Source organism: Paenibacillus sp. J31R34 (assembly GCF_059383715.1).
This window is the reverse complement of the sequence record NZ_JBXENU010000001.1, coordinates 1,281,543-1,293,305: the sequence shown is the minus strand read 5'-3', so window position 1 is coordinate 1,293,305 and position 11,763 is coordinate 1,281,543. Positions and strand designations below refer to the sequence as shown.

Genomic DNA, 11,763 nt, shown 5'->3' with positions numbered 1-11,763 from the left:
GATTCGAGGTTAGCAAGGGAAAGGAGGCGTATGACCTAATGCTGCAAATAATGGATAAGGAAATGCCAGTGCTGGAGGTTTCACAGCTGCAAATTTTCACGCGCCAGGGGAAGCAGCTGCGCCCGCTCGTTCATGGCGTTAGCTTCGTCATCCCTAGAGGCGAGACACTTGCACTTGTAGGGGAAAGCGGCAGCGGAAAAAGTGTAACCGCAAGTGCTGTGCTTGGCTTGATGTCCAGCTCACTTGGCATAGGCAGCGGGGAAATTCGCTTTCGCGGGGAAAATGTTCTAGCGTGGGCGGATAAGAAGCGGCGAGGTTTGCGTGGACGCGAAATCGGATTTATTTTTCAAAATTATCAGGAGAGCTTTACACCATTTATTACGGTTGGCAAGCAGATGAATGAAACGCTGCGTTCTCATGAGAAGCTGACAAGGCGGCAGGCAAAGGTGCATGCGTTGGAATGGCTGGAGCAGGTAGGGCTGCCTGCGGAGCGTGTCTATAGCAGCTATCCCTTCCAGCTAAGCGGCGGGCAGCTTCAACGGGCTGCCATTGCTGCGGCGATGATGCTTCAGCCTTCGCTGCTTATAGCAGATGAGCCGACGACGGCGCTGGATGCGCTTTCGGGCGAAAAGGTGCTGGATGTGCTTTCCAGCCTTCAGAAGCGAACGGGCTGCGCAGTACTGCTCATTTCACATGATCTGCGGCATGTGGTGAAACGAGCTTCGACGATAGCCGTCATGAAGGACGGGCATATTGTTGAGCTGGATACAGCAGAGCACATTTTGTATCACTGCCATCATGAGTATACGCAGCAGCTATTGAATGCAAGGCCATATATATCATAAATGACTTAACGTACGGGAATTTAGGAGGTGAACAGCAGGTGCATCCTTTGTTGCGTGTAGAGCGTTTAAGTAAAACCTTCATGAAATCGAAGGAGCAGGTTTATGCGCTGAAAGAAATTTCGCTGCAAATTGCGAGGGGTGAATGTCTTGGCGTTGTTGGCGAAAGCGGCAGTGGAAAAAGCACATTAGGCAAAGTGATTTTGGCGCTGGAGCGACCGGATAGCGGTGAAGTATGGCTGGATGATGTTCCACTGCTACAGCTAAAGGGGGTGGCACTTAGAGAGCAGCGGCAGCATGTGCAGGTCGTATTTCAGGACCCGAACGCCGCGCTTAACAGCAAAATGCCCATTTGGCGTTCGATCATGGAGCCGCTTGATAATTTCCCTAAGGTAATGCCGCCTTTTCTGACGGGCGATCGCTCAGATAGGCTCGGTATGGCGGCGCAGCTGTTAGAGCTTGTCGGCCTGCCTATGGATCATTTGGCCCGTTATCCGCATGAGCTCAGCGGCGGGCAGCGGCAGCGGGTCGCTATCGCTCGGGGGATCAGCTTGAACCCGAAGCTGCTCGTCTGTGACGAGCCAACCTCAAGCCTCGACGTATCCGTTCAGGCCCAAATTTTGCAGCTCCTCAAAAGCTTGAAGCAAACACTGGGCATGTCCTATTTGTTTATTTCCCATGACATAGCCTCCGTCCAATATATGAGCGATAGAATGATTGTTATGAAGGATGGAGAAATGATTGACGAGTTTGCAAGCTCCGAGTTGACACATGAGGATCGGCATCTCTACACCAAGCTGCTGGTGGAGGCGGCGAGCTAGCCGTCTTGTCTGAAACAACATATAAAATTATAATTTGAAACATTTTAGAAACTGTGCTATTATCAGAACCATCTTAAAAAGCGAGGAAGAGAAAACATACGAAGGCGATTATGTTCAGAGAGCAGGGGGAGTGCTGAGACCTTTGCCATAATCCTTGTATGCCGTCATCTCGGAGCTTTTGATGGAAAGCGGAGCCTGTGTGCGCTGGGCACCCGTAAGTAGACTCAAACGGAATGGCACACGTTATCGTGCGGCAGGTAGGGCATGGCCCTATCTCATGAGGCTGAAATCGCAAGATTCCAGTGAATCAGGGTGGTACCACGAAATTTTTCCCCTTTCGTCCCTTAAGCATGGCAGAAGTTTGCTATCGCTTGCGGATGAGAGGGGTTTTTCTATTTTCAAAAATAGGAAAAGCGAGGAAGAGAAAACATACATTAGCGATTATGCTCAGAGAGCAGGGGGAGTGCTGAGACCTTTGCCATAATCCTTGTATGCCGTCATCTCGGAGCTTTTGATGGAAAGCGGAGCCTGTGTGCGCTGGGCACCCGTAAGTAGACTCAAACGGAATGGCACACGTTATCGTGCGGCAGGTAGGGCATAGCCCTATCTCATGAGGCTGAAATCGCAAGATTCCAGTGAATCAGGGTGGTACCACGAAATGATTGCCCCTTTCGTCCCTTAAGCATGGCAGAAGTTTGCCGTCGCTTGCGGATGAGAGGGGCTATTTATATTTCAAGGAGGCAGTCACATGGATAAATCAACTATACTTACGAGCGAATTACAGCAGCAGGATCAGAAATGGGTAACCGGATCGGAGCTGCTATTAAGCGGCTTGCTGACGGAAGGGGTAGATTGTGTATTTGGCTACCCGGGGGGAAATGTCCTGTATATTTATGATGCGATGGTTCATAATCGGGATTTCAAGCATATTTTGACCCGGCATGAGCAAGGGGCTATTCATGCGGCTGACGGCTATGCCAGGTCAACTGGGAAAGTGGGCGTTTGCATTGCTACTTCCGGTCCAGGGGCGACGAATCTAGTGACCGGCATTGCGACTGCTTATTATGATTCTGTGCCATTAGTTATTATTACGGGTAATGTCTCAACAGCGGTAATGGGTACGGACGCCTTTCAGGAAGCCGATATCGTTAGCATGACGATGTCAATAACGAAGCATAGTTATCTGGTACGTGACGCTCAGGAGCTTCCGCGAATTATCCATGAAGCGTTTCATATCGCAAGCACGGGGAGGAAAGGTCCGGTTTTAATTGACATTCCAAAAGACGTTTCAAATCAGAAAATGCTGGCGCAGCCAACTAGCCCAATTCATATACGCGGTTATCACGGCAATCCGATTCCGAATCATGCGGAAATAGATCGATTAATCAAGGCGATTGCCCAAGCTCAAAAACCCGTTATTATAGCGGGTGGTGGCGTCGTTTATTCAAATGCCTCCGATGAGCTTATCGAATTTGCGAACAAAACCAATATGCCAGTTGTGACGACCCTGCTTGGTTTGGGCGGTTTCCCAAGTGCACATGATTTATGGCTCGGTATGCCAGGCCATCATGGTGCGTATGCGGCGAATATGGCTATCCAAAACGCTGACCTCATCCTTTCAATAGGTTCACGATTTGACGACCGGGTGACGATGAAGCTCGATGGCTTTGCTCCGCAAGCAAAATGGATTGCCCATATCGATATCGATCCAGCTGAAATTGGAAAAAATATTAAAACGGACATAGCATGCATCGGAGATATAAAGGTTGTGCTGCAATATGCCAATACGCTCGCGGTAAGCTCACAATCGAGCAGCTGGATTGCTGAAGTGCAGCAAAATAAAAGGCTGTATCCCTTGAGATACAAGGATTCCGATACGGAGCTTAAACCGCAATTTGTTATTGAAATGATTCATGAAACGACGCAAGGAAATGCAATTATTTCGACGGACGTGGGGCAGCATCAAATGTGGTCCGCTCAATTTTACAAATTCAAGCATCCCCGTTCGCTCATTACCTCCGGGGGCCTAGGTACAATGGGCTTTGGCTTCCCCGCTGCTATCGGTGCTCAAATCGGAAACCCAGACCGACTAGTTGTCTCCATAAACGGTGACGGGGGCATGCAGATGTGTGCGCAAGAGATGGCGATTTGTGCGATCAACCAGATTCCCGTTAAAATCGTTGTTATTAACAATCAAGTGCTTGGCATGGTTAAGCAGCAGCAGGAGCTTATGTACGAAAGGCGCTATAGCCAGATCGATCTTGCCGGCAGCCCAGATTTCGTTAAGCTTGCAGAAGCGTATGGCATTAAAGGGCTAAGAGCAAGCAATAAAGAAGAGGCTATTCGCGTCTGGGAGGAGGCATTGCACACACCGGGGCCTGTACTTGTTGAGTTTGTCGTGCCAACAGATGAGAATGTATATCCGATGGTTTTAGCCGGAACGACCTTGGATCAGATGATTATGGGAGATTTTGAATAATAAAGCGGCTGAGCGGCGATTTGTTTTATGTGATTAAATAAATGCTGTTGTTTTGTGCAGATAGGCTTTGTCAGTGTCAGCTTTCATCGTTTACAATGAGGAGGAAAGAAGCGGGTGCCGAGCCTGAGCATGGCTGCTTCGACACAATGGGTAAGGGGAGACTTGCGATGAGCGACAGAAAACGAATTATACTCGATGTAGACACTGGGGTCGATGATGCCATCGCGATTTTATACGCGCTGCTTTCTCCTGAAATTAAGGTGGAGGGCATTACGACAGGTTACGGAAATACGACGGTGGAGCAAGCTACAGATAATACGCTAAGAGTAGTACAGCTTGCCAATTGCGGCTACGAGGTGCCAGTTGCAGCAGGGGCGGTAGCGCCTACCGTAAGGCCTTCGCGTGGAACGGATGCGCATATTCATGGGCATAATGGTATTGGAGATGCGCATCTTCCACCTTCCTCTCAACAGCCGCTGAAGGAAAATGCGGTTGATTTCATTATTCGCAAGGCTGCGGAAAATCCAGGAGAGCTCACTCTGGTGACGACGGGAAGAATGACGAATTTGGCGCTTGCGCTGGAAAAAGCGCCTGAGCTTGCAGGGCAGCTGAAGCAGGTGGTGACGATGGGCGGCACGCTGTTTGCACCCGGCAATGTCACGCCAGTTGCAGAAGCTAATATCTATGCCGACCCTGAAGCGGCGGCTGCGGTTTTTGCATCGAATGTGCCACTCACGATTGTCGGGCTTGATGTGACTGTGCCTACAAGGCTTACCGGGGCTGATTTGGAGAAGCTTGCGCGCTACGCGCCAGAAAATAAGCAAGCAATCATCCGCTTTTTGAATGAATCGCTTGGCGTTTATTTTGAATTTTACCGCAAGGTGAACTATTTTATTGAGGAATGTCCGATGCATGATGCGCTTGCCGTTCTTGTAGCGCTTAATCCGTCGCTCGTTACGACACAAAAATTTAACGCCGTCGTCGATTGCAGCAGCGGGCTGACAGCGGGTATGATTGTAACAGACAGAAGACCACGTCCATCTGTGGGCAGAAGTGTGGAGTTTTGCGTTGAGGTGGATTCGGCCAGAGCGATTCGCCAAATGATGTCGGTATTCTGGAGCGAATAAAGCTAGATCATGAAAGATAAGTTACGTGTATGTAATTAAGGGAGGATTTTGGCAGATGGAGCAGCGTTTTTCGCGGGAATCTAGATGTTATAAAACAGCAAGGGTGTTTCCAACAGATGTGAATAATCATAATACGCTGTTTGGCGGGAAACTGATGGCCTATATCGATGATATTGCCTCCATTGCGGCGACGAAGCATTGCCGCCGATCCGTTGTTACCGCTTCGACGGATTCGGTCGATTTTCTTTATCCCATCCGCCCAACGGATTCCGTATGTCTTGAAGCGTTCGTTACTTGGACGGGCCGTTCCTCCATTGAAGTGTTCGTTAAAGTGGTGAAAGAGGATTTGCTGCGTGGAGAACGGGAAGTGGCGGCGACGTCCTTTCTGACATTCGTTGCACTTGATTCGGACAAGCGTCCGGTTGTGGTGCCAGCGGTCGTTCCCGAAACGGAAGAGGAGCTTAAGCTATTTGAAACAGCAGAGCAGCGGGCAGAAATGCGCCGTACCCGCCGCGAGCAGAGTAAACGCTTTGCTGAATTTTTGACGGTAAAGCATCCTTGGGACTGAGTGTAAATGATAGCTGCCAGAATGTATAGATTGTGCTTGCGGTTGTATCGCTGCTGCGATTAAGGCCGCAAGGACAGCACGTACTGAATGCATGTGTATACAAACAAGGCGAGGCCTGTACATATGCCTAGAACGATATAAACTGCTTTTTTGCCGCTCACATGGACACCAACTTTCATCAATTCTTACTTTATTATAAAGCAGATGAGAGCGAAAGTCATGGCGACGCAGTGGCAGCGCGGTTAAATAGAATCGGAATAGCAGCAGCGCCCCTTCTAGCCGATAAGCCGGAAGGGGCGTTGCTGTCCTTGTATTATAAGGTAGTAATGACGCGATCCACTATGCCGTATTGTACGGCTTCCTCTGCGGAGAGGAAATAATCGCGGTCCATGTCCAGCTGGATTTTCTCCAGCGGCTGGCCGGTTCGCGCGGAGGCTATCTGGTTGAGATGCTCTCTAATACGAATAATCCGATTGGCAGAAATCGCAATATCGCTTGCTTGGCCCTGAACGCCGCCATGCGGCTGGTGGATCATTACCTCGCTGTTGGGCAGGGCAAAGCGCTTGCCTTCAGCACCTGCAAGCAGTAGAATAGCGGCGAAGGATGCTGCAAGCCCCACACATATCGTACTGACATCCGGCTTAATATATTGGATCGTGTCATAGATGGCAAAGCCTGCTGAAGTAGAGCCGCCCGGACTATTAATATAGATACTGATGTCTTTCGTTGGATCCTCCTCCGCGAGAAACAGCAGCTGGGCAACGATACTGTTCGCGAGCTGGTCGTCAATCGCTGAGCCAAGAAAGATGATGCGATCCTTCAGCAGCCGTGAATAAATATCATAGGATCTTTCGCCGCGCGCGCTTTGCTCCACTACGTAAGGCACATAATTGGTCATAGGTTATACCTCCATTTATTCCGTTGGATATTTGCTTTCACTTAGTAAACGATTATCGGGGGCGAAAAGGATATGCAGCACTGCAAGCTTTTTTTTGCTCATCCGCGTATCTTAATAGAGACTTCATTCGTTTACAAGGTGAAACGGCTGTCTCCGTCCTTTGGCGGCGCGGCGCGTTTCAGTCCGAGAAATATAGAGAAAGGATGAGAAAATCATATCCTTTCCTATATTTTAAAATAAACGGTTCTGCTGCGTCTTCGCCCGGAATCTGGTTAAGAGGAGCGTGTCCCATGCGTTTGAAAAACAAAACCGCCTTACCGAACGAATATAACGTGCAGCAGCTTGCAGGCTTGCGCAAGTACAGCATCTCGCTGACAGGCTCAAGCTGGGATGCCGAAGATTTGGCGCAGGAATCGTGGCTGAAGGCGAGCCTCGCTGCGGATGCCGCCAGCCATCAGAATCCCGAGGCGCTGCTGCGGCGCATTGCCAAAAATAGCTGGATCGACCAAACCCGCAGAAAAGCAGTCTGGCAAAAAATAAGCGGAGAACTGCTGCATTTGCATCAGCAGGAAATCGCAATAAATAATCAAGAAGCTAGCGAGCTTGAAATTGTTTTTCATGTGCTGGTGAAGCATATGACAACGGCTCAAAGGGCTGTTTTTATGCTGCGGGACGTATACGGTTGCTCCAGCATCGAAGCTGCGGAAATATTGGGGATGACGGATGGGGCTGTTAAAGCGGCGCTGCACCGTGCCAGGCAAGCGCTTATAGCTGTGCGCCAGCAGCTGCTTCAGGATGGGCTGCCCCAGCCGCAGGAGGAGCAAATGAAAACCTATGTACGGGCGCTGGCCTCTGCCTATTTGTCAGGCAATATGAAGGCAGTTGCCGCTTTAATGCAGCTTAGCGAAAATGATCCAGAGCTGGCCATCCACATGGCCCAGCATGAGCTGGGGCGCCTTGCGTCACGGCGCCAGACGGTTCCAGCAGAAGCGCGGAATATGGCGCTGGAATATGCTTTTTTACACCATGCAGCCTAATCGCTAAATTACGGGCTATCGGTTTGTGAAAAAGCTAACTGTGCATGAGTAGCTGATTAATTTCTAATCATTAGCGAGTGCAGTCCAGTGTCTAACAAACGATCCAAGTCATGCCGCTTTCATTGACAGTAATAGTTGCCTGAATTATAATTGCCTAAGTCAACTATGTGAGTTATGCATCAATGAGGGGGAACGGCATGCTATCTCAGGAACAACGCCCGCGCTTATGGACTACTGCATTTATTACGCTAACCGTCTGCTCTTTTCTAGTTTTCTTTAATTTGCAGCTTTTGCTTTCTCCGCTTACGGCTTATACGAAAAGCACTTTTATGGCGAGTGACGTATCGGTCAGCCTCGTGACGAGCGTGTTTGCTGTTTCTGCGATTTTAACACGTTTTATGACGGCGTTTGTGATGAAAAGAATGCCTCGATTGGCCATTTTGTACTTCGGCATTGTGCTTGCTGCCCTTTTTACCGCTATGTATATCACGGCTGAATCCTTAGGCTCCTTGCTCATCATGCGTGTATTTTATGGCATTGGCTTTGGCATAGCCAGTACGATTATTCCCACACTCGTATCGCAAATTATTCCCGCTGGGCGTATTGGGGAAGGGATTGGCTATTTTGGCTTGTCCACCAGCATTGCGATGTCCATTGGCCCCATGATCGGGCTGAATATTTGGAAGCAATTCGGTTTTGAGGCGTTAAGCATAACGGGAACGGCAGCTATTTTGCTCGTTATCCCGATTATGATATGGTTTCGTCCATTTCCGCCAGAGCCTCCGCGCCAGAGCCAGGAGGAGCGGAAACGGGCTGCCGCAAGCAAGCCGCCCTTTAATTTCCAGCTTGTGCTTCCCGCGCTATTAAATGTGCTGCTGTCGATAACATACAGCGGGATATTAAGCTTTATCGCCTTGTATGGTGAAAAGCTTGCGATCAACCAGATCGGCTTGTTTTTCTTATTTAATGCGGTGACGATTATCATCGTTCGCCCGATTTCCGGCAAATTGTTTGACAGCAAAGGCCATGCCGCAGTGCTTATTCCTGGTGCGTTATGTGTCATTGCAAGCTTGACGGTTCTGTCGTTTACGACTTCCATTTCGCTGCTGATCATATCGGCGCTGCTGTATGGTCTAGGATTCGGCGCTGTCCAGCCAACGATCCAAGCTTGGATGCTGCGCAGCTCAAGTCCGGAGCAGCATGGAGCTGTGAATAGCATGTTCTATAACGCAACGGATCTTGGTGTTGCGACAGGGGCTATTTTATTAGGTGCCATTGCCTCAGCAACGAGCTATGAAATGATGTATCGCTGCGCTGCTGGCGTCATGATTATCTTTTTACTCGTATATTTGATCATTAGCATGACGACGGCTGCAAAACATAAAAAGCGGGGCTGGAGCAGGTCAGAAGCGGTTTCCCATAATATTTCAATGAAAAACAATTGACACCACCTTACTTGTCATGTAAGATGTAGAATGAATTACGATCTAACATCAGATGACAGCAAGGCATCAAACCATATATTTCTTTTCGTATAACCTCGTAAGCCGTATTCAGCTGCAGCTGGATATAAGAACAGGTCGGGGGTATCTACAGGAAGCCTTTACTTCCTAACTACGATAACAAGGATCAAGCTGTATTGATCGTTGCTATGTGGTTAGGATTTTTGTGTTGTCTGGGAAAGTTTAGAGAGACAATCAAGGAGGTTTAAGGACACAAATGAAGTATTTATTATCGGTTTTATTCGGTGCGATTAGTTACGGTGTGTTATCAACAATCGTGGTACTTGCCTATGGTCAAGGCTACCAATTAGGTGAAGTGGTTGGTGCGCAGCTGCTGACGGGATTTATTTTGGCCTGGATGCTGGCTTTTTATACGAAACAGCGGGAGCAGCGCAAAGCCCGTACGGTTTCAAACGCAGTTTCTCCTGTTACTCAAGCGGCCGAGGCTGCCAAAGCGCTTGCCGCTAAGCTGACGTGGAAAAGCAGAGTGTTGCTAATGCTTGCGGGTATGCCGACAGCTATAACAGGCTTGTTGTATTATCATTCGCTTCGTTATATTCCAGCTTCGCTGGCGATTATTTTATTGTTTCAATTTACATGGATCAGCGTATTGATTCAAGCATTCAGCAAGCGTCAACGTCCTAAAGGCGTTATGATGCTAGCATTGATTGTTTTGTTCGGAGGCACGCTGCTTGCTGCCGGCATTATGGAGGACGGCGCTGCCCAGTTCAACTGGATCGGCATCATTTTCGGCTTATTGTCCGCCGTGAGCTATTCCATGTTTATTTTGTTCAGCGGCAAAGCGGTGCCAGCTGTACACCCGGCTTACCGCAGTGCTTGGATGATTACTGGCGGTTTGCTGCTTGTGTTTATTTTATTCCCGCCAATGTTTCTGTTTAATGGTTTGATTTGGGGTCAACTGCTCGTGTTCGGTTTCCTGCTAGGGCTGTTCGGTGCGTTTATCCCGCCTGTTCTGTTCGCAATCGGAGTGCCGCATATTGGTGAAGGCATGGCTGGCGTATTAGGCGCAGCCGAGCTTCCTGTAGCTGTCACGATGTCGGCCCTTATATTGAATGAGCATGTAAGCATGCTGCAATGGGTGGGCGTCGTTGTCGTGCTGATGGGCATTTTGCTGCCAGAGCTGAAACGCTTTAAAGGGCGTTCACAGCGTACAATGGCTGCTTAACTAGCGTTTGCTTTTTTGTTAAAAAGGGGCAGATTTTCAAAAGGCATAACTTCTTTTTTATCAACCTTTGAAACATTTAGCTGAATTTTCCGTCTGTAGCAAAAAGGCGGTGTAAGCATTGAAAAAATGGCTGATTTTGTCGCTCCTGCTATTGTGGCTGCTCCCATCACAGGTGTCTGCGTTATCTTGCGCACAGATGAGAACACCAGCTGAGGCTTTTGATTGGTATGACGGTATCGTTATTGCTAAAGTAAATGAACGATACAAAACGATCTTTGCCAGTGACAATAAGCTTGTACTGACCGTGAGCACTAGCTATAAGGGAATTGAAGCACGCACACTGTCCGTATCAGAAGATCCGAGCTGGGGAGCTTTAAATGGGCCGAGCGAAGAGGGCGTGGAGTATCTCTTTTTTCTGAAAGAGAAGGACGGGAAATGGGAGCATCCGCTATGCGCGCCTTCCATGACAACGCCAGTCAGCAAGGAAATGGCGGCTTTTTTGAAGGACAAGGAATTGGATCTGAAAGCACAAGAATCGGTAGCTAAGTTGCAAACGACGCCCATATCCGAGAGTACTGCAGAGAGTAGTCAGAACCTAGAAAGCAGCTTATCAAGCAGGATTGTGATGGGTATCGTATTATTGGTGCTGGTTATTGCAGTAGGAGTGATCGTGTATCGTCGCTACGGCAGGCGGAACAAGTAATTGCTCACGATGCGATACTGCCATAATGAAGGAGGGAGCCTGAGCAATCAGGCTTTTTCTGTTTTTTAGAATTTTCTACTTTTGAATTGTGGTGAAATTTTGGCTAGTAAGTACAGTCGACACTTGCTAGCCAAAACGCTGCATTTTTCACTTGCGAAAATCATGCGACTGCGCTCCTGCAGACCAAGGAGAAACGCTATTAAGTCCCTTTACTTGACTAGGAATCCTGATAAATCAGTATTTATCTATAAATGAATACCTTTACTTTAGTTGAAAAATAAGGAACAGAAAGCCGGGAATGAAAATTTCCGGCTTTTTCGTTGTAGCCTGTGGGATTCCTTTCTGGAATCGGAGAACAGGCATTTTATAAAGATTATCAAAATAACCCTTATTTACTTTTTATATTCATTTAAATAAATTTTTACATTTTGATAAAGAGGAGTTTAGCTTCGGTTGTAGAAAAGGTAATATAATCCAACGATTCGAGCTTCTTCTCCCCTAATGTGCATTTTTTGTCGGGTACCTTTGTAGAGTCCGCCACAATTATGTCTGAAACCATGCAGCAAATTTTACACAAGCAAATAGAGATTTAATAAATAT

General features: G+C 48.2%; 10 protein-coding genes and 1 riboswitch. Of the genes, 9 read left to right on the top strand and 1 reads right to left on the bottom strand.

Going from position 1 to position 11,763, the window contains the following annotated elements:
- The first annotated feature begins 38 nt into the window (after positions 1-38).
- The 5 genes from AC50YG_RS05200 (at position 39) to AC50YG_RS05180 (ending at position 5,837) form a co-directional block, all read left to right on the top strand.
- Positions 39-845, top strand: a complete 807-nt coding sequence (locus AC50YG_RS05200; protein ID WP_494825164.1) for an ATP-binding cassette domain-containing protein — start codon at positions 39-41, stop codon at positions 843-845.
- Between the two features lie 38 nt (positions 846-883).
- A complete protein-coding gene (locus AC50YG_RS05195) occupies positions 884-1,663 on the top strand; it encodes an ABC transporter ATP-binding protein (protein ID WP_494825162.1) in 780 nt (259 codons plus the stop codon).
- A 748-nt stretch (positions 1,664-2,411) separates the two neighbouring features.
- Positions 2,412-4,142, top strand: coding sequence for a biosynthetic-type acetolactate synthase large subunit (gene ilvB, locus AC50YG_RS05190; protein WP_494825160.1), 1,731 nt, complete (start codon positions 2,412-2,414; stop codon positions 4,140-4,142).
- Positions 4,143-4,309: 167 nt separating this feature from the next.
- A complete protein-coding gene (locus AC50YG_RS05185; RefSeq protein WP_341282622.1) occupies positions 4,310-5,269 on the top strand; it encodes a nucleoside hydrolase in 960 nt (319 codons plus the stop codon).
- Between the two features lie 55 nt (positions 5,270-5,324).
- Complete coding sequence (locus tag AC50YG_RS05180; protein ID WP_341282623.1) at positions 5,325-5,837, top strand: acyl-CoA thioesterase; 513 nt, start codon at positions 5,325-5,327, stop codon at positions 5,835-5,837.
- A 313-nt stretch (positions 5,838-6,150) separates the two neighbouring features.
- Here the strand turns inward: AC50YG_RS05180 and clpP are convergent, their stop codons facing one another.
- Complete coding sequence (gene clpP / locus AC50YG_RS05175; RefSeq protein WP_341282624.1) at positions 6,151-6,735, bottom strand: ATP-dependent Clp endopeptidase proteolytic subunit ClpP; 585 nt, start codon at positions 6,733-6,735, stop codon at positions 6,151-6,153.
- 290 nt (positions 6,736-7,025) lie between these two features.
- On the opposite strand from clpP, the gene AC50YG_RS05170 reads away from it, so the two are divergent.
- The 4 genes from AC50YG_RS05170 (at position 7,026) to AC50YG_RS05155 (ending at position 11,163) form a co-directional block, all read left to right on the top strand.
- A complete protein-coding gene (locus AC50YG_RS05170) occupies positions 7,026-7,772 on the top strand; it encodes an RNA polymerase sigma factor (protein WP_494825159.1) in 747 nt (248 codons plus the stop codon).
- Positions 7,773-7,969: 197 nt separating this feature from the next.
- Positions 7,970-9,217, top strand: coding sequence for an MFS transporter (locus AC50YG_RS05165; protein WP_494825158.1), 1,248 nt, complete (start codon positions 7,970-7,972; stop codon positions 9,215-9,217).
- A 65-nt stretch (positions 9,218-9,282) separates the two neighbouring features.
- Positions 9,283-9,409, top strand: a riboswitch (purine riboswitch).
- A gap of 82 nt (positions 9,410-9,491) precedes the next feature.
- Positions 9,492-10,460, top strand: coding sequence for an EamA family transporter (locus AC50YG_RS05160; RefSeq protein WP_494825156.1), 969 nt, complete (start codon positions 9,492-9,494; stop codon positions 10,458-10,460).
- A gap of 118 nt (positions 10,461-10,578) precedes the next feature.
- On the top strand, positions 10,579-11,163 hold the full coding sequence (locus AC50YG_RS05155) for a hypothetical protein (RefSeq protein WP_494825155.1): 585 nt from the start codon (positions 10,579-10,581) through the stop codon (positions 11,161-11,163).
- Positions 11,164-11,763: the final 600 nt, after the last annotated feature.

What these genes read in the sequence shown, in the direction of transcription:
- AC50YG_RS05200 (WP_494825164.1), top strand. Translation starts at nt 39, where the DNA reads ATGCTGCAAATAATGGATAAGGAAATGCCAGTGCTGGAGGTTTCACAG.
- ilvB (WP_494825160.1), top strand. Translation starts at nt 2,412, where the DNA reads ATGGATAAATCAACTATACTTACGAGCGAATTACAGCAGCAGGATCAG.
- AC50YG_RS05185 (WP_341282622.1), top strand. Translation starts at nt 4,310, where the DNA reads ATGAGCGACAGAAAACGAATTATACTCGATGTAGACACTGGGGTCGAT.
- AC50YG_RS05160 (WP_494825156.1), top strand. Translation starts at nt 9,492, where the DNA reads ATGAAGTATTTATTATCGGTTTTATTCGGTGCGATTAGTTACGGTGTG.
- AC50YG_RS05180 (WP_341282623.1), top strand. Translation starts at nt 5,325, where the DNA reads ATGGAGCAGCGTTTTTCGCGGGAATCTAGATGTTATAAAACAGCAAGG.
- AC50YG_RS05165 (WP_494825158.1), top strand. Translation starts at nt 7,970, where the DNA reads ATGCTATCTCAGGAACAACGCCCGCGCTTATGGACTACTGCATTTATT.
- AC50YG_RS05170 (WP_494825159.1), top strand. Translation starts at nt 7,026, where the DNA reads ATGCGTTTGAAAAACAAAACCGCCTTACCGAACGAATATAACGTGCAG.
- clpP (WP_341282624.1), bottom strand. Translation starts at nt 6,735, where the DNA reads ATGACCAATTATGTGCCTTACGTAGTGGAGCAAAGCGCGCGCGGCGAA.